Consider the following 23,959-nt stretch of genomic DNA (forward strand, 5'->3'; position numbering starts at 1 on the left):
GCCATGACCGATGATGTGCGGCTGCGGCGCGGCCGTGGCGCGCTGGGGTTCAGCTTCTTCGTGCAGGGCGTCACGTTCGCCCTGCTCGTCACCCGGATCCCGGCGATCCAGGACCGCTACGGGATATCCGACGGGCTGCTGCCCGTCTTCCTCGCCGCCGTCCCGGTCCTCGCCGGTGTGGCGAGCGTCGCCACCGAGCACCTCGTGAAGCGGGTCGCGCCCAGCGCCGTACTGCGGTGGGCGCAGCCCCTGGTGCTCCTGTCCCTGCTGGGCGTCGGGGCCGGTGACCGGCTCTGGCAGGTCGCCCTGGCCCTGGGGGCTTTCGGGCTGTCGGTGGGCGCGCTGGACGCCTCGATGAACATGCTCGGCGTCAGCCTCCAGCAGGCGTACGGGCGCAGCATCATGCTCGGCTTCCACGCCGCCTACAGCCTGGGCGGGATCCTCGGCGCGTCGGCCGCGTGGGCCGGCGCCCACTGGCGCCTGGACCTCTTCGTCGGCTATCTGCCGGCCGTCGCCGTGCTGCTGCCGCTCGCGCTGCTGGGCAGCCGGCACTACGTCGACCGGCGCGGCCGGGCGGCCGGGCCCGGCGGGGAAGGCGGGGGGCTGGGCAGCGGCGGGTTCGGGCTGCTGCTCCCGCTGTGCCTGGTGATGGCGTGCGCGTACATCGGGGACTCGACCGTCGCGAACTGGAGTGCCAAGTACCTCCAGGACGTGCTGGGGAGCTCCGAGCAGACGGCGACCGTCCCCTACAACGTGTACATGGTGACGACGCTCGCCGGGCGGGCCGTCGGGGACCTGGGCGTGCGCCGCTTCGGGGCCGTCGCCGTGGTGCGCTGCGGGGCGCTGGTCGCCGCCGGCGGGTTCGCCGTCGTCGCGGCCGCTCCCGGGCCCGGAGCGGGGATGCTCGGCTTCACGCTGCTCGGGATCGGGCTGTGCGTGATCGTGCCGCAGACCTTCGCGGCGGCCGGGCGGCTGTTCCCCGGGGCGTCGGACACGGCCGTCGCGCGGCTGAACATCTTCAACTACGTGGGATTCCTGGTCGGGTCGCCGCTCGTCGGGGCGCTGGGGGACGCGTGGAGCTACCGGGGCGCGATGCTGGTGCCGATGCTGCTGGTCCTGGTGACGCTGTTCCACGCCCGTTCGTTCGGCCCGGAAGGCGCCCGATACGGTGTCGGGCATGAGCGGCGAGTCGGTGACCGGGTTGTTGATGTGGGACGAGGCGGTCACGAGGTATGACTTCGGGCCGGGCCATCCGATGGACCCGGTGCGCCTGGCGCTGACCATGGGGCTGGTGCGCGCCTTCGGGCTGGACCGGGCCGTGGAGGTACGGGCGGCCCGTACAGCCGGGGACTCGACGCTGAGGCTCGTGCACCGGGAGGAGTACGTCGCCGCGGTGCGCGAGGTGTCCGCCGACCCGGGGTCCGCGGACGGCTCGTACGGGCTGGGCACCGTCGACGACCCGGCCTTCCACGGGATGCACGAGGCGTCCGCGCTGATCGCCGGCCAGTCCGTGGCGGGTGCCGAGGCGGTGTGGCGCGGGGAGGCCGAGCACGCGGTGAACTTCGCCGGCGGGCTGCACCACGCCATGCCGGGCGGGGCCGCGGGCTTCTGCGTGTACAACGACGCGGCGCTGGCGATCGCCAGGCTGCTGGAGCTAGGGGCCGAGCGGGTGGCGTACGTGGACGTGGACGTCCACCACGGGGACGGTGTGCAGGCGGCCTTCTGGGACGACCCGCGGGTGCTCACGGTCTCCCTGCACGAGCATCCGAGGACGCTGTTCCCGCAGACGGGCTGGCCCGAGGAGACCGGGGGGCCGGCGGCCGAGGGATCGGCGGTGAACGTGGCACTGCCCGCGGGCACCGGGGACGAGGGGTGGCTGAGGGCCTTCCACGCGACCGTGCCGGAGCTGTTGGCGGACTTCCGGCCACAGGTGCTGGTGACCCAGCACGGGGCCGACACGCACTTCGAGGACCCCCTCGCGCACCTGGCGGTGTCCCTGGACGCCCAGCGGGCCGTCCAGGAGGCCTGCCACGAGCTGGCGCACGAGTTCGCGGACGGGCGCTGGCTGGCGCTCGGCGGGGGCGGCTACGCGATCGTGGACGTCGTCCCCCGGTCGTGGACGCACCTCGTGGGGATCGCGGCACACCGGCCGGTGGACCCGGAGGCGGCCGTCCCGGCCTCCTGGCGGGACGAGGTGTACGCGCGGACCCGGCAGTGGGCGCCGGGGCGGATGACGGACGGCCGGACGCCGTCGTGGCGGGGCTGGGACGAGGGGTACGACCCGGCGGACCGGACGGATCAGGCCGTACTCGCCACCCGGCGGGCGGTGTTCCCGCTGCGCGGGATGCTGACCTGAAGCATCGTTACGCCAACTGTGGTGCTGTTCGCCGGAATTGATGCCCCGGCAGATGTGTTGGGGCAGCATCGGACAGGTGTTGAGCACCGGCGCGTTGCGTGCGCATCTGCTGGCCGCCCGGTTGGCCGGGCCCGTCGCGACCTCCCGGGAGGAGAGCCTGCGCAGCTACCGGCTGTTCGCGGCGCGCGATCCGCGGGTGATGCTGGGGCTGGATCCGGAACGGGGCTGGGGCGAGCGGGACCTGCTGGGGCTGATGGCGCGGAAGTGCGGTGTCTCCTCGGATCCGGCGCACGTCACAGGGCCGGACGTGATCGATCCGGAGCGGACGGTGGCCGCGCTGGACGCCTTCGCCGGGAGGCTGGGGGAGGCGGTGCGGGCGGGGTCGCCGGTGCTGTTCGGGACGGGGCACCCGCATCGGCTCCTGGGTTTCTACGCCGGTTTGGCCGAGGCGGTGTCGGCGGCGGGATGTGTTGTCCTCACCCCGGCGCAGGGGGCGCGTGTCGACATGGCGACCCGGTTCGGCGTACGTACGCACAGCATCGAATACGTACGGGGGGTCGCACTGGTGCGGGAACCCGGCGTGCGGGTGCCGGGAAGTGCGACCGGCGTGCACAGCCATTCACCCCTGCCGGTTCGGACGGTCCTGGGGGCCCTCGCGGAGGCCGGCGGGCCGCTTCCGGACCTGGTGGTCGGGGACCACGGGTGGGTCTGCGGCGCAGGTCAGCTGGGTGTGGAGGCGATCGGGCTGGCGGACACGGACGATCCCGCGCTGTTCGTCGGCGAGGCGGAGGGGCGGGTCTCGGTGGCCGTTCCGCTTGATGACGCGGTGCGATCGGACTACTACCATCCGCTTGCCCGGTACGTGTTGGGCCGGGCGAGTCTGACGGGGCGACAGGAGTGGCCGTAGCTCCTCTTCCCCACTCGTATCACGCGCCCCTACTCTGGGGAGTGAGCGTGCGACGACGAGGAGTAACCGGAGGGGAAGCCGGTGCCCGTCATGCGCGGAAGGTCAAGGTGTGTCATGGCTGCTGGCGAGAGGCCTCTCAGTGAGGTTCAGTTCCTGACCGTGGCGGAGGTCGCCTCGGTGATGCGAGTGTCGAAGATGACCGTGTACCGCCTGGTGCACAACGGTCATCTGCCCGCGATCCGGGTGGGCCGGTCCTTCCGGGTCCCCGAGAACGCGGTCCACGAGTACCTCCGAGAGTCCTATGTGGGGGTGGAGTCGGCCTGAGAATGACGGTTCCCGGCCCCCTCGTGACCCCCGGGAAGCACTCGGATTACGGGCTCGGAGCTCGGGCGGGTAGGCTAGGCCGACGTAGGTCGTGTGGGCCCAGACGCCCCGCACCAGTGAAGAGAAGTGAGCGAGGGTAGTCGTGGGCTCTGTTATCAAGAAGCGGCGCAAGCGGATGGCCAAGAAGAAGCACCGCAAGCTGCTCAAGCGCACCCGCGTCCAGCGCCGTAACAAGAAGTAAACGGCAGCTGTACGTGTTCTCCGCAGCCCCTCCACCATCCTTGGTGGAGGGGCTGCGGTGCAGCCGGGGACTTTTTCTAGGGAGGCGCTGAACTCGTGGGGAAGGTCGTACTCGTCACCGGGGCGGCCCGGCAGCTGGGCGGCCGCTTCGTGCGCCGGATCCAGCGTGACCCGGACGTCGAGCGGGTGATCGCGGTGGACGCCGTGCCGCCACCGCACCGGCTGGGATCGGCGCAGTTCGTCCGTACGGACATCAGGCAGTCGTCCATCGTCCGCGTCCTGGCCGAGCACGCCGTGGACACGGTGGTCCATCTGGCGGTCACCGGGGGCCGGGCGGGGCCGGGCGGCGCGCACAGCGCCGTCAAGGAGACGAACGTGATCGGGACGATGCAGCTCCTCGGGGCCTGTCAGAAGTCCCCGACGGTCCGGCGGCTCGTGGTGAAGTCCAGTACGAGCGTGTACGGGGGCACCCCGCGGGATCCGGCCGTCTTCACCGAGACCACGCCGCCCAAGTCGCTGCCGGCGGGCGGTTTCGCCAAGGACGCCGCCGAGGTCGAGGGGTACGTACGGGGCTTCGCGCGCCGGCGGCCGGACGTGGCGGTGTGCGTCCTGCGCTTCGCGAACATCCTGGGACCCTTCGCGGACTCGGCGCTGGCCGAGTACTTCTCGATGCCGGTGATGCCGACCGTGCTCGGCTACGACCCGCGCCTGCAGTTCGTCCACGAGGACGACGTGCTCGAAGTGCTCAGACTGGCGTCCCTGGAGCCGCGGCGCGGCACCCTGAACAGCGGGACCTTCAACATCGCGGGGGACGGGGTGCTGCTGCTGTCGCAGTGCTCGCGGCGGCTGGGGCGGCCCACGCTGCCGCTGCTGCTGCCCGCGCTCACCTGGGTGGGGTCCGCGCTGCGGGCGGTGGGGGTCACCGACTTCTCGCCGGAGCAGATGAGGCTGCTCACCCACGGGCGGGTCGTGGAGACCACGCAGATGCGCGAGGTCCTCGGCTTCGACCCGCTGTACACGACCGCCGAGACCTTCGCGGACTTCGCCCGGAGCCGCGGGAACGGCCTGCTGCCTCCCGAGCGGGTCGGGCGGGCCGTGGACCGGGTGGCGGCCATGCTGGACGCTGACGGCACACGGGACGACGCCGACACGGCTGAAGGAGCGAAGCGATAGTGGCGGACGCCAAGGTCATTCCGTTCGACGAGGACCGGCCGCGCCGGCGGGCCCCCCGCCGGGTACGGGCCGTTCCCGCGCCCGCGGAGGCGCCCGAGCCGTCGCAGGCCCCCGAGGCCGCGCCCGGGCCCGAGAAGGCGGGGCAGGCAGGCGGCTGGGACCGCAGGATCGCGGGCGGGCTGGCGTTCCTGCGCCGGCGGATCACGGGTGAGTACGAGGTCGACGAGTTCGGCTACGACAAGGAGCTGACGGACCAGGTCCTGATGTCCCTGCTGCGGCCGGTGTACGACACGTACTTCCGGGTCGAGGTGAAGGGCATCGAGAACATCCCGGCGGAGGGCGGCGCGCTGATCGTCGCGAACCACTCCGGGACGCTCCCGCTGGACGGGCTGATGCTGCAGGTGGCCGTCCACGACCGGCACCCCGCGGAGCGGCACGTGCGGCTGCTGGCGGCGGACCTGGTGTTCATGTTGCCGGTGGTGAACGAGATCGCCCGGAAGGCGGGGCACACCCTGGCGTGTGCGGAGGACGCCCAGCGGCTCCTGGAGGCCGGGGAGCTGGTCGGGGTCATGCCGGAGGGCTTCAAGGGGATAGGGAAGCCGTTCGGGGACCGGTACCGGCTCCAGCGGTTCGGGCGCGGCGGGTTCGTGTCGACTGCGCTCCGGGCGGGCACGCCGATCGTGCCCTGCTCGATCGTGGGGGCCGAGGAGATCTACCCCATGGTCGGCAACGCGAAGACCCTGGCACGCCTGCTGGGGGTGCCGTACTTCCCGATCACGCCCACCTTCCCGTGGCTGGGGCCGCTCGGGGCGGTGCCGCTGCCGACGAAGTGGACGATCCAGTTCGGCGAGCCGATTCCGACGGACGGGTACGCGCCGGAGGCGGCGGAGGACCCGATGCTGATGTTCAACCTGACGGACCAGGTGCGGGAGCAGATCCAGCACACGCTCTACAAGCTGCTGGTGCAGCGCAGGTCGGTCTTCTTCTGACGTTGACGGTCCCGGGGGCGGGCCGGGTGATGGGCCGGGCCCACCGGCCCGGCCCACCACCCTCGGTCCGTCCGTGCTCCTACTCCGCGTCCTCCGCGCCGAGGCCGAGGCCGGGCAGGAGCCCCGGGAGCAGGGGCGGGATGGTGATGTCCGGCTTGGCGTCCTCGGTGGTGCCCGAGGAGGGCGGCGCGGACTGCCCCGCGGGCGGGTTGAGCAGGTCGCCCGTACCGCCCAGGAGGCCGCCGGCCGGCGGCCGGGCGCTGCCCGAGGGCGTCGGCGCCGGGCTGCTGCCCGAGGGCGTGCCCGCGGCGGGCGCGGACTGCTTCGCACCACCGGTGGGTGCGTCCGGCTTGGCGGGCGAACCGGACGCTCCGGAACCGCGGGTCTGCTCCGGGGGCTTGGGGAGCAGGCTCTGCAGCGGCGCCACGTCATCGTCTATGGCCTGGAAGACCGACTCCACCTCGCCGCCGACGTCCGTGAGCTGCACGGGGAGCTTCTCGCGCAGCTTGCCCCAGGCGTCGCGGTGGGAGCGGGAGAACGAGGACAGCGTCTGGATCGGGCCGAGCGAGCCGTCCCGGTCGAACGCGGCCTGGAGCAGCCGGTGACCCTCCTCGGCGTCGTGCTTCACCCCGGAGAGGGCGCGGCGGATCGCACCGAGGGACTCGTGGTCCAGGGTGCCGGTGCGGCCCCGTTCCATCAGCCGGCGGGCCTCCGACAGACGGTTGGAGGCGCGGTCGAGATAGAGCTCTCCGCGCTCCGCGTCGTCGTCGGCCATGCCCAGCTTCAGGTCCTCCATGCCCCGCTTGACGGGGTAGAGGTGGTCACCGGGCAGGGCGTCGGAACTGGCAGCGGCCACTCCGCTGAAGGCCCCCGCGGCCACACCCACGGTGAGGCCGCCCGCCGCGATGCCCTTGGACCAGCGGGAGCGGGGCCGCAATTTCCGGAGCGGGGTCGCCCGGTGGGCGCCGCGGCCGGTCCGCTGCTCGGGCACCTGAGGGTCCGAGGCGGCACCGCCCCCGGCCCTCTCCTCCAGCACCATGGCCTCCATGGCGGCAACGAGCCGGGCTCGTTGCACCACTTTGACCTCGGGGTCCAGCACTGGGCGCGGCATTCGTTCGCCGAGCACGCTCGCCAGGGCCAGCAACCGGTCGTGGTCGGCAGGTTCGGCAGGTGCCTCGGACTGCTCGGCCGCCGGGTCCGGTTCCGAAAGGTCGGATGGGTTCCGATCCTCCAGGGCCTGGGCGAAGGCGTTCGCCCGCCGGTGCGGGGTCACGTTCGCGATCACTGGCGGCACCTCCTCTCGTCATGACGATCGACTCCCCAAGGTGTCCGGAAGGTTGCCTGCCTTGAGCGCATCCACACTTTCGAGTGAGCGGCTTCGGGCAGGGCGTGTCCACAGGGAGCCTGCATTCCGCACAACGAGCGTCGCGGCACTTGGGTTACGGACGAAGGATGATCGGACCACAGCGTCATCGAGGGGTCACCGAATGTGTTGTGTCGTCGGGTCGGACCGTCAGCGGGCGTCTTCGGGGAGGAGGCGGGCCAGGGTGCGGACCGCCCGGTACTGGAGCGTCTTGATGGCGCCCTCGTTCTTCCCCATGACCCGGGCCGTCTCGGCGACCGAGAGGCCCTGCAGGAAGCGCAGAGTCACGCACTCCTGCTGCTGCGGGTTGAGTTTGCGCACGGCCTCCAGCAGGGCCGCGTTGGAGAGGGACTCCAGGACGGAGTCCTCGGGGCTGCGCTCGACCTCGTTCGCGTCGAGCATCTCGCCGGTGGTGACCTCCAGCCGGAAGCGGCTGGACTTGAAGTGGTCCGCCACCAGGTTCCGGGCGATCGTCACGAGCCAGGCGCCGAAGTCGCGGCCCTGCCAGGTGAAGGTGGAGATGCGGCGCAGGGCGCGCAGGAAGGTCTCGCTGGTGAGGTCCTCCGCCGTCGCCTTGCCGCCCACGCGGTAGTAGATGTACCGGTACACCGTGTCGCTGTACTGGTCGTACAGGCGGCCGAAGGCCTCGGCCTCGCCGGCCTGGGCGCGCTCGACCAGGTCCATCATGCGGGCCTGGTCGCTGTCCGCCAGGGGGCGGCGGGGGGTGGTTTGGGTGCTCGTGCCCCCGGAGCCGGTCGCGCGGCCTCGTCTGCCCACCGTCGCGCCGCCGTCGGTCAGGGCATAGCAGGGACCGGCCGGGCCGAGGCCGGCAGGAACCGCGGTGGCGAAGGCGGGGGCGGTGTACGCGGTGGGGACGAAGCCGCGCAGGTGGTCGAGGACCGTTGCGCGCAGCTGAGCCAGGCCCGAGGCGTCAACCCCGACAGGTGGGTACACGGGACTCCCAGAGGCAGAGCTTCCATCACGTGCAGTGCGGGACCGTTCACCCGTCGTGGCGACAGATGACCGGTGGCATGCGTCTGAGGAGAATAACGCTTCGTACAGGCAGCGCTACACCCAGTTGCTCAAATCACCGGTTCCGACACTTCTGTTGCCTGACGAGGGCATATTCAGTCGCAGTTGGTGATCGATTCTTGATCGCTTCGAGGCGCGGAATGGAAGCTTCCACGGAGCCCGCGACCGAGTGCGGACGTGCCGGAGTGCCGCGCCCCGGGCGCGGGTAGAGGTGAGCGAATGTCCGTGGCCGGCCTCGGGGTCGGTGCTGGTGGGCGCGGGTGCCCGTGGCCTGGGACGGGACCCGGGAGGGCTACTTGCGGCGCCGGTGCAGGGCGATCGCCGCGGCGGCGCCGCCCGCGATCGCGCCGACCCCGGCCGCCGCCGGGACGCCGACCTTCACGGCCTTCCGGCCGGTCCGATAGTCGCGCAGCCGCCAGTCGTTGATCCGGGCATGCTTGCGCAGTTTTGTGTCCGGATTGATCGCGTACGGATGTCCGACCAGTGACAGCATCGGGATGTCGTTGTGCGAATCGCTGTACGCGGCGCAGCGTTCGAGGTCGAGGCCCTCGGCGGCGGCCAGGGCGCGGACCGCCTCGGCCTTGGCGGGGCCGTGCAGGGGCTCGCCGACCAGGCGGCCGGTGTAGATCCCGTCGACCGATTCCGCGACGGTGCCCAGGGCGCCGGTGAGGCCGAGCCGGCGGGCGATGATCGTGGCCGTCTCCACCGGGGCGGCGGTGACCAGCCAGACCTTCTGGCCCGCGTCGAGGTGGGCCTGGGCCAGGGCGCGGGTGCCCGGCCAGATCCGCTCGGCCATGTACTCGTCGTAGATCTCCTCGCCGATGGTCATCAGCTCGGAGACCTTGTGGCCCTTGACGATGGACAGGGCGCTGTCGCGGGCGTCCTGCATGTGCTCGGGGTCCTCGACGCCGGCGAGCCGGAACCAGGCCTGCTGCCAGGCGAAGCGGGCGAGTTCGCGGCGGCGGAAGAATTCGCGCTTGTAGAGGCCGCGGCCGAAGTGGAAGATCGCGGCGCCCTGCATGACGGTGTTGTCGAGGTCGAAGAACGCGGCGGCGAGGTCGTCGCCGGCGACCGGGAAGGCGGGCTCCGCGGGCTCTTCGGCCCGCTCCTGCACCGCGAGGATCTCGTCCTCGTCCTCGGGTTCGGTGGCTACGGGAGCCCCGGCCAGCGCGGTCTTGCGGGCTGCTTCGGCCGAGGCCTCTCCCGCCAGCACGCTGCGTGCTGTGGCGGAGCGCCTGCGAGGGGTGAGCCATCCGGGAGCGGCCATGACGCGAGCATAGCCACTGTGTTCGGGAGTTCCCGAACCGGAGGGAAACGGAGGCGTTAACTCTTCGCTACGTGGCCGGGGCGGCCGTGGCCCGGGGCGGGCGCGGGAGAATGGGGCGCATGAGCCCTTTGTTGCGCCGTAAAGAGAAGAAGAGCCCCGGTGAGCGGATGGTGACGCTCATCGGCAAGCCCGGCTGCCACCTGTGCGACGCGGCCGAGGAGGTCGTGGCGGCGGTGTGCGCGGAGACCGGCGCGCGGTGGGAGAAGAAGGACATCTCCCAGGACGAGGAGCTCTACCGGCGGCACTGGGAGCAGATCCCGGTGGTCCTGGTCGACGGCGAGCAGCACACCTTCTGGAGGGTGAACCCCGACCGGCTGCGGCGGGCGTTGGGCGGCTGAGTGCCTTCCCGGTAGCATCATGGGCGATTTGTGGGGTCTGGGGGTGTATCTGTGAGGAGTGTGCACGGTTTTGCCCCCTTTGGTATTTGAACGGGTTCGGCGTGTCACCGGTTCCGGGTTTGTCTGCCGAAGTTGCGTGACCCCGGTCACTTTGGTCGGACAAACCGGACACAATCTTTGTGCACGCGTTCACAAAGGCATAGCCTGCTGTCGACGGGGCGGTCCTGGGACACGAGGCCGCCTGCAGCCCCGCTCATCCCGCAGGAGCATCGTGGCAACTGGCCGAACTCACCGACCGGCGACCCGCAGCCGAGGTATTCCCGAGGCCACTGTCGCCCGGCTTCCGCTGTACTTGCGCGCCCTGACCGCGCTCTCCGAGCGATCGGTCCCCACGGTGTCCTCCGAGGAACTCGCGGCCGCCGCCGGAGTCAATTCCGCCAAGCTGCGCAAGGACTTCTCCTACCTCGGCTCCTACGGCACCCGCGGTGTGGGCTACGACGTCGAGTACCTCGTCTACCAGATCTCCCGCGAGCTCGGCCTGACCCAGGACTGGCCGGTCGTCATCGTCGGCATCGGCAACCTCGGCGCCGCCCTCGCGAACTACGGCGGCTTCTCCGCGCGAGGCTTCCGCGTCGCGGCCCTCATCGACGCCGACCCGGCGATGGCCGGCAAGCCCGTCGCCGGCATGGCCGTCCAGCACACCGACGACCTCGAGAAGATCATCGAGGAGAACGGTGTCTCGATCGGCGTCATCGCGACGCCCGCCGGCGCCGCCCAGCAGGTCAGCGAGAGGCTGATCGCCGCCGGGGTCACCTCCATTCTGAACTTCGCGCCGACCGTGCTGTCCGTCCCCGACGGCGTCGACGTGCGCAAGGTCGACCTCTCCATCGAGCTGCAGATCCTCGCCTTCCACGAGCAGCGCAAGGCCGGCGAGGAGGCCGCCGCGGCCTCCGTCGAGCCCGGCTCCGCCGTGGGCGGCGCCGCCCCCGCGGCCGCCGTCGTGCCGCCCGCCGGACGCACGGCCGCCGAAGCGCGCAAGAACGGCCCCGACGGAGACGTCCCGGCGGTGATGCCGGCATGAGTCTGCTCGTCGTAGGCCTGAGTCACCGCAGCGCCCCCGTGAGCGTGCTGGAGCGCGCCTCGCTGTCCACCGACGCCAAGGCCAAGCTGCTGCACGACACCCTCGCCGCCGAGCCGGCGGCGGAGGCCGCCGTCCTGGCCACGTGCAACCGCATCGAGCTGTACGCCGACGTGGACAAGTTCCACGCCGGTGTCGCCGAGCTGTCCACGCTGCTCGCCCAGCACAGCGGCGTCGCCCTGGAGGAGCTCACCCCCTACCTGTACGTCCACTACGAGGACCGGGCGGTGCACCACCTGTTCTCCGTGGCGTGCGGCCTGGACTCGATGGTCGTCGGCGAGGGCCAGATCCTCGGCCAGATCAAGGACGCGCTCGCGCTCGGGCAGGACCTGCACACCGCGGGACGGCTGATCAACGACCTGTTCCAGCAGGCCCTGCGCGTCGGCAAGCGGGCCCACTCGGAGACCGGGATCGACCGCGCCGGCCAGTCCCTGGTCACCTTCGGCCTGGAGCAGCTCGCCGTCCGCACGACCGTCACCGAATGGGCCGCCGGCAAGCGCGCCCTCGTGATCGGCGCCGGCTCGATGTCCTCCCTGGCCGCCGCCACCCTGGCGCGCGTCGGCGTCGCCGAGATCGTCGTGGCCAACCGGACCGCGGAGCGCGCCGAACGCCTCGCGGAGATTCTGGTTGCCTCGGGCACCGGGGTGCGGGCCTCGGCCCTGCCCATGGCCGAGGTCGCGGACGAGCTGGCCCGGGTCGACGTCGTGGTGTCCTGTACCGGGGCCACCGGGCTGGTCCTGACCGCGGACGACGTGCTCGCCGCCGTGGCCGGCGGCGAACTCGAAGCCCTCCCGGTGCCGCGCCCGAAGATCCCCGCCCCCCACACCCCGGCGCGGTCCGCCGCGGCCGCACCCGACGCCGAAGTGGTGGCCCGCCTCGCCGCCGCCGCGCAGACGCACGGCCGGCTGGCCGACGCCGGCGCCGCCCGGACCATCACCTCCCCCGCGGAGGCCGACGGCTGCCCCGTCGGACCCGACGGCCGCTCCGCCCTCACCGGGGTCGACGCCAACTCCCTCGAACTGCACGGGACCTGGGCCGACCAGGGCGAGGCCGCCGCACAGCGCCAGCCCCGCCGGACCGCCCGTATGCAGGCCCAGGCGACCGCCGTACGGCTCGCGCTGCTCGACCTCGCCATGCCCCGCGACATCGACGGGGCCGTCCACCGGATCCCCGGTGTACGCCTCGTGGACATCGAGTCCCTCGCCGAAGCCTCCGCCGACGCCCCCATGGCGGCCGACGTGGACGCCGTACGCACGATCGTCGCCCAGGAGGTCGCCGCCTTCGGCGCGGCCCAGCGGGCCGCGCACATCACGCCCACCGTCGTCGCCCTGCGCGCCATGGCGGCCGAGGTCGTGGCCATGGAAGTGGCACGCCTCGACGGACGGGTCCCCGACCTCGACGAGCGTCAGCGCGCCGAGGTCACCCAGACCGTGCGCCGCGTCGTGGACAAGCTCCTCCACGCGCCGACCGTGCGCGTCAAGCAGCTCGCCAGCGAGCCCGGCGGCGCCGGGTACGCGGAAGCGCTGCGCGAACTCTTCGACCTCGACCCTCAGACGGTTGCCTCCGTCAGCCGGGCGGACGCGGCCGATCCGATGAACGACGACGACCCAGGACGGGCATCATGAACACACGTCCCGACCAGCCGCTGCGGCTCGGTACGCGGCGGAGCAAGCTGGCCATGTCCCAGTCGGGGCACGTCGCCGACGCCGTCCGGGAGCTCACCGGCCGGCCCGTCGAGCTCGTGGAGATCACGACCTACGGCGACGTCTCGCGCGAGCACCTCTCGCAGATCGGCGGGACCGGCGTGTTCGTCACCGCCCTGCGCGACGCGCTGCTGCGCGGCGAGGTCGACTTCGCCGTGCACTCGCTCAAGGACCTGCCGACCGCCCAGCCCGACGACCTCGTGATCGCGGCCATGCCGCGCCGCGAGGACGCCCGCGACGCGCTCGTCGCCCGCGACGGCCTGACCTTCGAGCAGCTGCCCGACGGCGCCCGCATCGGCACCGGATCCCCCCGGCGCACCGCCCAGCTCAACCACCTGGCGCGCTCGCTCGGCAAGCGGATCGAGACCGTCCCGATCCGCGGCAACGTCGACACCCGCATCGGCTTCGTCCGCGACGGCGAACTCGACGCCGTCGTCCTCGCCGCCGCCGGACTCAACCGGATCGGCCGCGGCGGCGAAGCCACCGACCTGCTGGCCGTCGACAGCGTCCTGCCCGCTCCCGGCCAGGGAGCCCTGGCCGTGGAGTGCCCTGCGTCCTCCACGGACCTCATCGCCGCGCTCGGCCGGCTCGACGACCCGCACACCCGGGCCGCCGTGACCGCGGAGCGTTCCCTGCTCGCCGCACTGGAAGCCGGCTGCAGCGCTCCCGTGGGCGCGTTCGCCGACCTTCTGGGCGACGGACGGATTGTCAATGAAATGCGCCTGCGCGGCGTCGTCGGCACCCTCGACGGCTCGACGCTGGTGCAGCTGTCCACCACCGGTCCCGTGCCCCAGTCGTACGACGAGGCCATGGCGCTCGGCCGCGAACTCGCGGACGAGATGCTGGCCAAGGGCGCGGCCGGTCTGATGGGGGAGCGATCGCTTTGAACCCCTCAAGTCCGACCACCTCCGCTTTTCCGGCCGTCGCCGCCCACGGACGCGTCACCTTCCTCGGTGCCGGCCCCGGCGACCCGGGTCTGCTGACGCTGCGCGCCGTCGAGGCGCTCGCCGCCGCGGACGTACTGATCGCGGAGCCCGAGGTGCTCGAGGTCGTACGGACGCATGCGCGCGCGGGTGTCGACACGCCGCAGCTGACGGTGGCTGACGAAGCGTCAGCAGCCGCCGGTGTCCCGGTGATCCGGGACGCGGCCAATCTTGTCATGGAGGCCGCACGCTCCGGCAGGCGGGTCGTGCGTGCCGTCACCGGTGACCCCGGACTCGACGGCAACGCCGCCGAGGAGATGCTCGCATGCGCCAACGAGGGCATCCCCTTCGAGGTGGTGCCCGGCGTCGCGACCGCCGTCGGCGTGCCCGCGTACGCCGGTGTCCCGCTCCGCGACAAGCAGGGCGCGGACGTCCGCTTCGTCGACGCCCGGACCGCCTCCGCCCGCTGCTGGAGCGAGGTCGGCACCAGCGACGGCACCCTCGTCGTCTCCGCCACCCTGGAGACCGTCTCGGCGGCCGCCGCCGAACTGGTCGGCGCCGGGCGCAAGCCCGACACCCCGCTGACCGTCACGGTCTCCGGCACGACGACCCGGCAGCGGACCTGGAGCGCGACCCTGGGCACGATCGCCCAGGTCTTCAAGCAGGGCAAGGTGCTGCCCTCGCCCGAGGGCGGCCGGCCGGTCATATGCGTGGTCGGCGAGCACGGTGCCACCGCGCGCCGCGAGGACCTGTCCTGGTTCGAGTCCAAGCCGCTGTTCGGCTGGCGGGTCCTCGTACCCCGCACCAAGGAGCAGGCCGCATCGCTCTCCGACCAGCTGCGCTCCTACGGCGCGGTGCCCCACGAGGTGCCCACCATCGCCGTCGAGCCGCCGCGCACCCCGCAGCAGATGGAGCGCGCGGTCAAGGGCCTGGTGACGGGCCGCTACGAGTGGATCGCCTTCACCTCCGTCAACGCCGTCAAGGCGGTGCGGGAGAAGTTCGAGGAGTACGGACTCGACGCGCGCGCCTTCGCCGGCATCAAGGTCGCCGCGGTGGGCGAGCAGACCGCCGCCTCCCTGGTGGAGTTCGGCGTGAAGCCGGACCTGGTGCCGAGCGGCGAGCAGTCCGCGGCGGGCCTCCTGGAGGACTGGCCGCCGTACGACCCGGTCTTCGACCCGATCGACCGCGTCTTCCTGCCGCGGGCCGACATCGCCACGGAGACGCTGGTCGCCGGGCTGATCGAGCTCGGGTGGGAGGTCGACGACGTCACCGCCTACCGCACCGTGCGCGCGTCGCCGCCGCCGGCGGACACGCGTGAGGCGATCAAGGGCGGCGGCTTCGACGCCGTTCTCTTCACGTCCTCCTCCACCGTGCGCAACCTCGTCGGCATCGCCGGCAAGCCGCACAACGTCACCGTCATCGCCTGCATCGGCCCGGCGACGGCCAAGACCGCGGAGGAACACGGCCTGCGCGTCGACGTCCTCTCCCCGGAGCCGTCGGTGTCCAAGCTGGCCGAGGCCCTCGCCGAGTACGGCGCGGCCCGCCGCGAGGCGGCCAAGGAGGCCGGCGAGACGGTCTTCCGCCCGAGCGAGCGCCGGCCGGGCGCGCGTCGTCGCCGTACGACGTGAGTGGCTTAGGCGGCCGGACACGGCCCGACGGAACCGGCGAGGGGCCCGGGTGCACACGCACCCGGGCCCCTCGCGCTCGCGCGGGCCCGCCCCGTGACGCCGGAAGCTCAGGAACGCACCCAGCGGGTGAGCGCGTCCCAGGCGGCGGGAGCGAGGGTGAGGACGGGTCCGTCGGCGACCTTGGAGTCCCGGACGTGCACCTGCGCGGTGGCGCGGGGGGCGATCTCGACGCAGGCTTCCAGGCAGTTGCCGCCGTCGCTCCCGCTGTAGCTGGACTTGAACCACGCGAGTTCGGTGCTCATGGGTCTCCTAGCAGCTGCTTCAACAGGTCCCTGGTTTCATCGGGGTTGAGGGCCTGGGTCCGCAGCATCGCATACCTCTGGGCGAGGATGCTGACCTCGTCGAGGTGGGAGACGACCAGGCTGCCGCGTTGACTCTCGACGTACGCGATGTGCTGGTGGTCCGGGGTTTCCAGCAGGACGAACGGCCCGTCCAGGGCCGGGTGGGCCCGGCGGCCCAGGGGGAGTACCTGGATGGAGACGCCAGGAAGCCGGGTACAGGTCAGCAGGTGCCGCAGCTGTTCGTCGAGAACCTCCGGTCCGCCGATCGGGCAGCGGAGCACGGGCTCCCAGACGACGAAGCTGGCCAGCATGGGCTGCTCACGCCGCAGGGCGGGTTGTCGGTCGATACGTGCTCCGGTCTGGGCCGCTACCTCGGAGTCCGTGTACAGCGGTATCCGGCTGCGGAACACTGCTTCCGCGTACGCCGGAGTCTGGAGCAGGCCGGGCACGACCTGGTTCTCGTAGGACGACAGGGCCTGCGCGTGCTGTTCCAGGTTGATCAGTGGTTCCGCCCACTGCGGGATCACGTCGACCTGCGGCATCCTCTGCGCCGCGACCGCGAGGACGCCCGGGAGTTCCAGCACCCGGTCCATCGCCTCCGCGACGTCCGGCATCAGGGGGCGTCGCCCCTGCTCTATGGAGGCGATGCTCTCCTCCGTGAGACCGACCAGCCTGCCGAGTTCCCTCTGGGTCAATCCCTTGGCGATCCGGCAGACGGCTACCTGCTCGCCGACCATCCGCATCGCCGTCGCGTTGGGCCGAGCCCTCTTCCTTGGTGGCATGAACGTGAACTCCCCGGCCTCGTACACGAACTACCCGTACCAACCCGTACTGAAAGCGTGTACGGGTTCGCGCACTGCACCACGCTAGTGACGGACCGCGACGATCGACGGGTGAGCGTCGACATTCAACCCGCCCTGGTGCGGGACCGGTTCTTTCTCAGGTCACGGCAGACCGTGCGGGCCGCACGTGCGTTCGCCGCAGAAACACTGCACGCGTGGGGTGTCACCTGCCGCCAGGACGACGTGTCGCTCTGCGTGAGCGAGCTGGCGACCAACGCCCTGCTGCACGGCGTACCGCCCGGCCGCCACTACCGCCTGCGGATGCTGCTCTTCGACGGCACGGTCCGCGTCGAGGTGGCCGACAGCGGCGGCGGCTGGCCCCGCGTCGCGGACCGGGACCCCGGGGCGGACGGCGGGCGCGGACTGCTGCTGGTGGCGGCGGTCGCCGACCGGTGGGGAACCGCGGAGCGCCGGCCCGGCAAGGCGGTGTGGTGCGAGTTCGCGCTCGGACCGGGCGCGTAGGGCGGGCCCCGGCACGGGCTCTACGCTTGTTGCGACTGCTGTCGAAGCTCGAAGAGGCGACTGAAGATGAGCGCGTACGGATCCTTCCCCGGTTCGCGGCCCCGCCGGCTGCGCACCACCCCGGCGATGCGGCGGATGGTCGCGGAGAACCGGCTGCACCCCTCGGACCTGATCCTCCCGGCCTTCGTGCGCGAGGGCATCAGCGCCCCGCTCCCCATCTCGGCCATGCCCGGCGTGGTCCAGCACACCCGGGACACCCTGCGGAAGGCCGCGGTCGAGGCGGTCGAGGCCGGGGTCGCGGGCATCATGCTCTTCGGCGTCCCCGCGGACGAGAACAAGGACGCGCTCGGCACCGCCGGCACCGAGCCCGACGGCATCCTCCAGGTCGCGATCCGCGACGTGAAGGCCGAGGTCGGGGACGACCTGGTGATCATGTCGGACCTCTGTCTGGACGAGTACACCGACCACGGCCACTGCGGCGTCCTCGACGAGCACGGCCGGGTCGACAACGACGCGACGCTGGAGCGCTACGCCGAGATGGCGCAGGTCCAGGCCGACGCGGGCGTCCACGTCGTCGGCCCCAGCGGCATGATGGACGGCCAGGTCGGCGTCATCCGTGACGCCCTCGACGAGACCGGGCACGAGGACGTGTCGATCCTCGCCTACACGGCGAAGTACACCTCCGCCTTCTACGGCCCCTTCCGCGAGGCCGTCGCCTCCTCCCTCCAGGGCGACCGCAAGACGTACCAGCAGGACCCGGCGAACGCCCGCGAGTCCCTGCGCGAGCTGGCCCTCGACCTGGAGGAGGGCGCGGACATGGTGATGGTCAAGCCCGCCGGGCCCTACCTCGACATCCTCCACCGGGTCGCGCAGGCAGTGGACGTACCGGTCGCGGCGTACCAGATCAGCGGCGAGTTCGCGATGGTCGAGGCGGCCGCCGAGAAGGGCTGGATCGAGCGGGACCGGGCCATCATGGAGACCCTGCTCGGCATCAAGCGGGCGGGCGCGGACACGATCCTCACCTACTGGGCGACCGAGGTCGCCGGCTGGATCCGCGAGACCCGCTGACCCGGCCTCCGGCCCGGTCCTCGTCCGCCGGCCACGGCCCTACGGCCAGTCGACGAGCCCGTGGAAGACCACGGAGGCGAGGACCACGACGGCCGGGGCGGCCACGGCCAGCCACACCCTGGCAGCGGCGTTGCGCCGCTGCCAGGGGAGCGCCCAGGAGGCGAGCAGCAACACCAGCACCACCAGCAGACCGAACCCGAACACGGGGAAGGCGACCTCGTACGAGGCGTCGAACCGGTCGCTCGCGGCACCGTTGCAGGAGTCGCACGCCATCGGCGACAGCCCGACGAAGAAGAACGCGACGGCCGCCATGGGCAGCGTCAGCAACGTCGAGACGAGCGGGGCGACGAAAGCACGCGCGTGCCGGGCGGGTTCGGGGGCGACGGGCTGAGACGTGTTCATGGGACCCAGTCAACGGGCCTGCGGAAGCCGGGACATGAGTGCGCGTACTCAGTTGCGCGGGGGCTGGTGCGGGAGTAGCGGGGCTTCGGCGGGGCGGTGTCGGAGGGGGCTTGGGGGTTTCCCGTCAGTCCCCTCGTCTCTCCGGGGCGGGACAATCCATCAAGAGACGAGGGAGCGTCCTGTCCGGGCGGAGCCCGGCCCAGGGAACGCCCCAGAGCGCTACGCGCTGCCCTCGTTGCGCGGCTGCGAGCCCCGGTGGCCGGGCATAAGCCGCCCACAATCGCTACGCGCTCCTCAGGGACGGCGACTGCGGGCTGTTAATTGCTGGACATAGGCCGCCCACGAGGGCGATGCGCCTTTCCCCCGATGCACTGTCCGCTTGTGCGGCTGTGAGCTCCGATGGGCGGGGGTGAAATGCCATGACGTGCTCTGAGCTGGGGAAATGTGCTTTTCTCCGGGCTTTTACCCGATGTCGGAAGCCCTGACAAGTCCCGAGCTTTCGGAACCTGTCAGGGGGTGGCTCGTGGGGCCTACTGGAAGTGCGGCAAGGCCCGCACCACTCGGCCGGAGAACCGGACGGGAAAGAGATTTCCAGCATAGGAGAAACATCATGAGCAGCATCGTTCCGACCAACGACAACGCCCGTTCGAAGCGCCGGGGCTACCGTCTCGCGACGGTCGTCGCCGCAGCCGCCGTGATAGCCGGCGGTGTCGCTCTCCCGGCCTCCGCCGCGACGGCGACCACCGGCTCCGTCTCGCACGTGGAGCTTGTCAACAAGCACAAGCACAAGTTCTGCAAGAAGCACCCGAACCACCCCAAGTGCCAGAAGCACGGCCACAACACCGGCGGCAACGGTACGGGCGGCAACGCCTCCGGCAGCGGTACGAACACCGGCGGCAACGGTACGGGCGGTAACGCATCCGGCTCTGGCACCAACACGGGTGGTAACGGCACGGGCGGCGACGCCACCGGTACCGGCACCAACACGGGCGGCAATGGCACGGGTGGTGACGCGACCGGTCCCGGTAACAACACCGGCGGTGACGGCACGGGTGGAAACGCGTCCGGTGGCGGTAACAACACCGGCGGTGACGGCCAGGGCGGTAACGCCTCCGGTGGCGGTAACAACACCGGCGGTAACGGCACCGGCGGCGACGCCACGGGTCCCGGCAACAACACCGGCGGTAACGGCACGGGTGGTGACGCGACCGGTCCCGGCAACAACACGGGCGGCGATGGCCAGGGCGGTAACGCGTCCGGTGGCGGTAACAACACCGGCGGCAATGGCACCGGCGGCAACGCGTCCGGTGGCGGTAACAACACCGGCGGTAACGGCACCGGCGGCAACGCCGGCGACTGACAGCTGACGCAATCCGTCACCACGCAATACGGCCGGGCGGCCACCAGGCCGCCCGGCCGGGCGAAACCACCCCCTCACACATCAAGACCTTTCGTTCTCGCAGGCCGGGAGCGGGCAGAAAAGGAATGGGAATTGTCATGGCGAGCAGTCCGCGGAAGAGCCGTCTCTTCGTAGCCGCAGCCTCTGTACTCCTCAGCGCAGGCGTGCTGATCCCGGCAGGGACGGCGATGGCGGCCCCGACGCTCCAGGTGGTCGGCGGAGACCACCGGAAGCACGACGGCGACCGTGGCCACAAGAAGCACGACGGTCACAAGAAGCGTGACAGCCACAAGAAGCACGGTGGTCACAAGAAGCACCACGACGACTACTGCGCTCCCGGCAACGGCGGCAACGGCACCGGTGGCAACGGCACGGGCGGAGACGCCCCCGTCTGTACGGCCCCGGGTGGCACGGGCACCGGCGGCACCGGCCGCGGCGGCAACGGCCGCTGTGGTGGCCGCAACGGCAACGGCACGAACGGCACCGGCACCAACGGCAACGACGGTCCCCCCTGCCCCGACAAGCCGAGCACCCCGGAAACCCCCAAGGACGACGGCGGCTACCCGACCACCCCGGAGACCCCCGCCCCCAAGGACGACGTCCCCTCCGTTCCCGAGCAGCCGCCCGCCCCCGAGCAGCCGGCCCCGCCCGCTCCCGAATCCCCGGCCCCGCCGCCGGACATCGTCGTCCGCTGACCGCGGACCCTCAGTGCCCCACCGCATGCGGTGGGGCACCGCTCGTTCCCGCCCCCGCCCCCCGCTCGCGCCTCGCTCCCCGTAGGCGCACCCTGGAGGGAAAGGTGACCCCCTGGAGGTGATGCACCGTGTCCACGCTCGTCGGGTGGCATGTGGAGCTCGAATTCACCGAGGACGGCCACCGCACCAGTGCGGCGGCCCTGGTCAGGCTCGGGGACGGCTCCGAGATGAAGGCGCGAGGGTATGCCTTGCGTCACCCCTCCGACCCCGAGCAGTTGAGGGTCGGGGAAGAGATCGCGGGCGCTCGCGCGCTCATGGATCTGGCGTCACAGATGTTGCAGAAGGCCCACTCGGAGATCGACGAGGCGACGGGCCGCCATTCCTACCCGCTCCACCAGTGAGCAGGCGCTGAGCAGGAGCAGCTGGTTTCGCCGATCCGCCGAGAGGGCCCCGGCCCCCTCGGCGGGTCCGGTGTGGGGTCAGGCCGGCTGTTCCGGGGTGGTTGCGGTGATCACCGAGAAGGCGCCGCCCTGCGGGTCGGCGAGTACGGCCATGCGGCCGGCGACCATGTCGAAGGCGGGCGCCAGGACCGTGCCGCCGGCGCGGACGACCGCCGCCTGGATCTCGTCGACGTCGTCCACCTGGAAGTACGCCTGCCAGTGCGGGGGCACCCCCGGCGGCATCTTGCTCATGTCCATCATTCCGCCCACGGCCCGGTCGCCGACCTTGAACTCGATGTACTCCTCGGCCCCCGGCATCTCCGAGCGGGCCGTGGTGACGGGCAGGACGGCCGAGTAGAACGCGGCCGCGGCCGGCAGGTCGGGGGTGGTCAGCTCGCTCCAGATGAGCGCGCCGTGCTCGTTGACGATGCCCGCGCCGTCGAAGGTGCCCGGCTGCCACAGGCCGACGACCGCACCCGTGGGGTCGGAGATCACCGCCATCCGGCCGAGGTCCATGACGTCCGACGCCCCCACGATCACCGAGCCGCCGGCGTCGGTCACCGACTTGACGGCGGAGTCGATGGAGTCGGTGGACAGGTACGTCGTCCAAGCGGTCGGCGGCAGCGGGTCCGGGACGGTGCCGTCCGGGTTCATCGCCTTCATGATGCCGGCGACCGGCCGGCCCTTGAGCGTGCAGACGGAGTAGCCGCCCTGCTCGGCCGGGCCGACCTCGCCCTGCCAGCCGAAGAGGTCACAGTAGAAGTCGAGGGCGGCCTGCTGGTCGGGAACCATCAGGTCGATCCAGCACGGGGTGCCGGGCTTGTAGGGGCCGTTCATGTCGGGCACGGATGCCTCCGGTTGGCGTCGCTCGTTGCGGGGGAAGGACGCGCCGTCCCCTACCCGGCCCACCCGCCCGGAATCGGGCCGTACGGGTGAACGAACGCCCGCGCACCACCGTCCGCCGGCACCCCCGGGAACGCCGTACGGCCCCGGCGGTCACCGCCGGGGCCGTACGTGTCGTGCCGGTCGCGTGCCGTGCCGTGTCGCGGCGTCAGAGCTTCTCGGGGGTGCGGATCCCGAGGAGGGACATGCCCTTGCTCAGGGTCCGGGCCGTCAGCTCGGACAGGAACAGGCGGTTCTCCACCTGCTCCGCCGTGTCCGCCTTGAGGACCGGGCACTCCGAGTAGAACGACGTGAACAGCGACGCCAGCTGGTACAGGTACGCCGCCAGCTTGTGCGGGGCGTGCTCCGCGGCGGCCTCCGCGATCAGCTCGCCGAAGCCGTCCAGGTGCAGGCCCAGCGCGCGCTCGGTCGGGGCCAGCGCCACCTCCGGGTGCGCGACCGGCCTGGCGTCGCCCGCCTTGCGCAGGATCGACTGGATACGGGCGTACGCGTACTGCAGGTACACGGACGTGTCGCCGTTCAGCGAGACCATCTGGTCCAGGTCGAACTTGTAGTCCCGGGCGGCGGACGTCGACAGGTCGGCGTACTTCACCGCGCCGATGCCGACCTGGGCACCGCGCTCGGCGATCTCGGCCTCCGTCAGGTCCTGGGCCTTCTCCCGCACCACGGCCGAGGCACGGTCGATCGCCTCGTCCAGCAGGTCCACCAGCCGGACCGTCTCGCCCTCACGGGTCTTGAACGGCTTGCCGTCCTTGCCCAGCACCGTGCCGAAGGCCAGCTGCACGGCCTTGACCTCGTCGTTCAGCCAGCCCGCCCGGCGCGCCGTCTCGAAGACCATCTTGAAGTGCAGCGACTGCCGCGCGTCGACCACGTAGATCAGCTCGGTCGCGCCGAGGTTGGTCACGCGGTCGCGGATCGCCGACAGGTCGGTGGCCGCGTAGCCGAAGCCGCCGTCCGACTTCTGCACGATCAGCGGGGTCGGGTTGCCGTCCGGACCCTTGACGTCCTCGAAGAACACGCACAGCGCACCGTTGGAGCGGACGGCGACGCCCGACTCCTCCAGCAGCTTGCACGTCTCCACGAGCATGTCGTTGTAGCCGGACTCGCCGACCACGTCCGGGTCCTGGATGTCCATGTCCAGCTTGTTGAAGACGGAGTAGAAGTAGATCTTCGACTCGTCCACGAACCGCTGCCACAGGGCCAGCGTCTCCGGCTCGCCCGCCTGGAGGTCCACCACCCGCGCCCGGGCCCGCGTCTTGAACTCCTCGTCCGAGTCGAACAGCGCGCGCGAGGCCTTGTAGAGGCGGTTGAGGTTGGACATGGCCTCCTCGCCGGAGACCTCCGAGTCCGACTTGTGGTCCAGCTCGTGCGGGTGCTCCAGCAGGTACTGGATGAGCATGCCGAACTGGGTGCCCCAGTCGCCGATGTGGTGGCGACGGACCACCTTCTCGCCCGTGAACTCCAGGATCTCCACCATGGCCGCACCGATCACGGCGGACCGCAGGTGGCCGACGTGCATCTCCTTGGCGACGTTCGGCTGCGCGTAGTCGATCACCGTCGTGCCGGCGGACGCGTTCAGCGGCACGCCGAGCCGGTCGTCCGCGGCACGCGCCGCCAGCGTCGAGACGATCGCCGCGTCGCTGACGGTGATGTTCAGGAAGCCCGGGCCCGAGACCTCGATCTCCTCGATCAGGTCACCGGTCGGGATGCCCTCGACCACGGTCGCCGCCAGCTCGCGCGGATTGGCCTTGGCCTTCTTCGCGAGCGCCAGGATGCCGTTGGCCTGGAAGTCGGCCCGGTCGCTTCGTCGCAGCAGCGGGTCGGCGCCACCGGCCTCCGGCAGCGCGGAGGCGAGGGCGTCGGCGACGCGCTGGTTGACGGACGAAGCGAGCGAAGGGACCGAGGCCATGAGCTGCCGTTCCTGTGAGGTTCTGTTCTTGGGTCTTCCGACAAGTGCCGAGTATCC

At 71.7% G+C, this 23,959-nt stretch carries 25 protein-coding genes; 17 read left to right on the plus strand and 8 right to left on the minus strand.

From position 1 onward, the window contains the following. The first annotated feature begins 3 nt into the window (after window positions 1-3). From ACPU2J_RS19435 to ACPU2J_RS19465, 7 genes are all read left to right on the plus strand, one after another. Complete coding sequence (locus ACPU2J_RS19435) at window positions 4-1,236, plus strand: MFS transporter (RefSeq protein WP_423833715.1); 1,233 nt, start codon at window positions 4-6, stop codon at window positions 1,234-1,236. Further along, window positions 1,208-2,356: an acetoin utilization protein AcuC gene (locus ACPU2J_RS19440; RefSeq protein ID WP_423834984.1), complete on the plus strand. Its 1,149-nt coding sequence runs from the start codon at window positions 1,208-1,210 to the stop codon at window positions 2,354-2,356. The genes ACPU2J_RS19435 and ACPU2J_RS19440 overlap by 29 nt, the downstream gene beginning before the upstream one ends. Window positions 2,357-2,432: 76 nt before the next feature. Further along, a complete protein-coding gene (locus ACPU2J_RS19445; protein WP_423833716.1) occupies window positions 2,433-3,263 on the plus strand; it encodes a phosphatase in 831 nt (276 codons plus the stop codon). Window positions 3,264-3,377: 114 nt separating this feature from the next. After that, on the plus strand, window positions 3,378-3,587 hold the full coding sequence (locus ACPU2J_RS19450) for a helix-turn-helix domain-containing protein (RefSeq protein ID WP_008738568.1): 210 nt from the start codon (window positions 3,378-3,380) through the stop codon (window positions 3,585-3,587). 142 nt (window positions 3,588-3,729) lie between these two features. Continuing rightward, window positions 3,730-3,828 carry a 30S ribosomal protein bS22 gene (locus ACPU2J_RS19455; protein WP_003948845.1) on the plus strand — a complete coding sequence of 33 codons (99 nt, stop codon included), beginning with the start codon at window positions 3,730-3,732 and terminating at the stop codon, window positions 3,826-3,828. Between the two features lie 95 nt (window positions 3,829-3,923). After that, complete coding sequence (locus ACPU2J_RS19460) at window positions 3,924-5,000, plus strand: NAD-dependent epimerase/dehydratase family protein (protein WP_361605267.1); 1,077 nt, start codon at window positions 3,924-3,926, stop codon at window positions 4,998-5,000. Further along, window positions 5,000-5,989, plus strand: a complete 990-nt coding sequence (locus ACPU2J_RS19465) for a lysophospholipid acyltransferase family protein (RefSeq protein ID WP_423833717.1) — start codon at window positions 5,000-5,002, stop codon at window positions 5,987-5,989. The genes ACPU2J_RS19460 and ACPU2J_RS19465 overlap by 1 nt, the downstream gene beginning before the upstream one ends. A 79-nt stretch (window positions 5,990-6,068) precedes the next feature. On the opposite strand, the gene ACPU2J_RS19470 is transcribed toward ACPU2J_RS19465, so the two are convergent. The 3 genes from ACPU2J_RS19470 to ACPU2J_RS19480 form a co-directional block, all read right to left on the minus strand. Beyond that, window positions 6,069-7,274 carry a DUF5667 domain-containing protein gene (locus tag ACPU2J_RS19470; RefSeq protein WP_423833718.1) on the minus strand — a complete coding sequence of 402 codons (1,206 nt, stop codon included), beginning with the start codon at window positions 7,272-7,274 and terminating at the stop codon, window positions 6,069-6,071. A gap of 228 nt (window positions 7,275-7,502) precedes the next feature. Next, window positions 7,503-8,306, minus strand: coding sequence for an ECF subfamily RNA polymerase sigma factor, BldN family (locus ACPU2J_RS19475; protein ID WP_361605258.1), 804 nt, complete (start codon window positions 8,304-8,306; stop codon window positions 7,503-7,505). Window positions 8,307-8,676: 370 nt separating this feature from the next. Further along, entirely contained in the window at window positions 8,677-9,651 is a 975-nt protein-coding gene (locus tag ACPU2J_RS19480) for an HAD family hydrolase (protein WP_420079982.1), read from the minus strand. A gap of 110 nt (window positions 9,652-9,761) precedes the next feature. Between ACPU2J_RS19480 and ACPU2J_RS19485 the strand changes: the two genes are divergently transcribed. The 5 genes from ACPU2J_RS19485 to ACPU2J_RS19505 all read left to right on the plus strand — a co-directional run bounded on the left by ACPU2J_RS19485 (window position 9,762) and on the right by ACPU2J_RS19505 (window position 15,441). Next, the gene (locus ACPU2J_RS19485) at window positions 9,762-10,049 is read left to right on the plus strand and encodes a glutaredoxin family protein (protein WP_423833719.1); all 288 of its coding nucleotides are present in this window, start codon (window positions 9,762-9,764) and stop codon (window positions 10,047-10,049) included. 271 nt (window positions 10,050-10,320) lie between these two features. Continuing rightward, on the plus strand, window positions 10,321-11,130 hold the full coding sequence (locus ACPU2J_RS19490; protein WP_420079981.1) for a redox-sensing transcriptional repressor Rex: 810 nt from the start codon (window positions 10,321-10,323) through the stop codon (window positions 11,128-11,130). Continuing rightward, a complete protein-coding gene (locus tag ACPU2J_RS19495; RefSeq protein WP_420079980.1) occupies window positions 11,127-12,812 on the plus strand; it encodes a glutamyl-tRNA reductase in 1,686 nt (561 codons plus the stop codon). Before ACPU2J_RS19490 ends, ACPU2J_RS19495 begins: the two co-directional genes overlap by 4 nt. Next, entirely contained in the window at window positions 12,809-13,777 is a 969-nt protein-coding gene (hemC, locus tag ACPU2J_RS19500) for a hydroxymethylbilane synthase (protein WP_420079979.1), read from the plus strand. The genes ACPU2J_RS19495 and hemC overlap by 4 nt, the downstream gene beginning before the upstream one ends. Further along, the gene (locus ACPU2J_RS19505) at window positions 13,774-15,441 is read left to right on the plus strand and encodes a bifunctional uroporphyrinogen-III C-methyltransferase/uroporphyrinogen-III synthase (protein WP_365495481.1); all 1,668 of its coding nucleotides are present in this window, start codon (window positions 13,774-13,776) and stop codon (window positions 15,439-15,441) included. Before hemC ends, ACPU2J_RS19505 begins: the two co-directional genes overlap by 4 nt. A gap of 107 nt (window positions 15,442-15,548) precedes the next feature. On the opposite strand, the gene ACPU2J_RS19510 is transcribed toward ACPU2J_RS19505, so the two are convergent. Then, complete coding sequence (locus ACPU2J_RS19510) at window positions 15,549-15,743, minus strand: DUF397 domain-containing protein (RefSeq protein WP_423833720.1); 195 nt, start codon at window positions 15,741-15,743, stop codon at window positions 15,549-15,551. Further along, window positions 15,740-16,564, minus strand: a complete 825-nt coding sequence (locus tag ACPU2J_RS19515; protein WP_420079978.1) for a helix-turn-helix domain-containing protein — start codon at window positions 16,562-16,564, stop codon at window positions 15,740-15,742. The genes ACPU2J_RS19510 and ACPU2J_RS19515 overlap by 4 nt, the downstream gene beginning before the upstream one ends. Window positions 16,565-16,675: 111 nt before the next feature. Between ACPU2J_RS19515 and ACPU2J_RS19520 the strand changes: the two genes are divergently transcribed. Both ACPU2J_RS19520 and hemB read left to right on the plus strand, forming a co-directional pair. Then, window positions 16,676-17,086, plus strand: a complete 411-nt coding sequence (locus tag ACPU2J_RS19520) for an ATP-binding protein (RefSeq protein WP_423833721.1) — start codon at window positions 16,676-16,678, stop codon at window positions 17,084-17,086. 66 nt (window positions 17,087-17,152) lie between these two features. After that, complete coding sequence (gene hemB / locus ACPU2J_RS19525) at window positions 17,153-18,154, plus strand: porphobilinogen synthase (protein ID WP_365495493.1); 1,002 nt, start codon at window positions 17,153-17,155, stop codon at window positions 18,152-18,154. Window positions 18,155-18,193: 39 nt separating this feature from the next. On the opposite strand, the gene ACPU2J_RS19530 is transcribed toward hemB, so the two are convergent. Continuing rightward, window positions 18,194-18,556 carry a hypothetical protein gene (locus ACPU2J_RS19530; protein ID WP_401399587.1) on the minus strand — a complete coding sequence of 121 codons (363 nt, stop codon included), beginning with the start codon at window positions 18,554-18,556 and terminating at the stop codon, window positions 18,194-18,196. Window positions 18,557-19,166: 610 nt separating this feature from the next. Here ACPU2J_RS19530 and ACPU2J_RS19535 point away from each other — a divergent pair. The 3 genes from ACPU2J_RS19535 (at window position 19,167) to ACPU2J_RS19545 (ending at window position 21,051) form a co-directional block, all read left to right on the plus strand. Next, complete coding sequence (locus tag ACPU2J_RS19535; protein ID WP_389070738.1) at window positions 19,167-19,916, plus strand: hypothetical protein; 750 nt, start codon at window positions 19,167-19,169, stop codon at window positions 19,914-19,916. Window positions 19,917-20,053: 137 nt separating this feature from the next. After that, window positions 20,054-20,650 (plus strand): hypothetical protein, encoded by a 597-nt coding sequence (locus ACPU2J_RS19540; RefSeq protein WP_423833722.1) that lies wholly within the window; start codon window positions 20,054-20,056, stop codon window positions 20,648-20,650. A gap of 128 nt (window positions 20,651-20,778) precedes the next feature. Beyond that, window positions 20,779-21,051 carry a DUF1876 domain-containing protein gene (locus tag ACPU2J_RS19545; protein ID WP_361605216.1) on the plus strand — a complete coding sequence of 91 codons (273 nt, stop codon included), beginning with the start codon at window positions 20,779-20,781 and terminating at the stop codon, window positions 21,049-21,051. Window positions 21,052-21,129: 78 nt separating this feature from the next. Here the strand turns inward: ACPU2J_RS19545 and ACPU2J_RS19550 are convergent, their stop codons facing one another. Then, the gene (locus ACPU2J_RS19550; protein WP_399315365.1) at window positions 21,130-21,927 is read right to left on the minus strand and encodes a VOC family protein; all 798 of its coding nucleotides are present in this window, start codon (window positions 21,925-21,927) and stop codon (window positions 21,130-21,132) included. 214 nt (window positions 21,928-22,141) lie between these two features. Further along, window positions 22,142-23,902, minus strand: coding sequence for an arginine--tRNA ligase (argS, locus tag ACPU2J_RS19555; RefSeq protein WP_420079975.1), 1,761 nt, complete (start codon window positions 23,900-23,902; stop codon window positions 22,142-22,144). Window positions 23,903-23,959: the final 57 nt, after the last annotated feature.

This window comes from Streptomyces manipurensis (assembly GCF_049570255.1).
Classification (GTDB): domain Bacteria; phylum Actinomycetota; class Actinomycetes; order Streptomycetales; family Streptomycetaceae; genus Streptomyces; species Streptomyces manipurensis.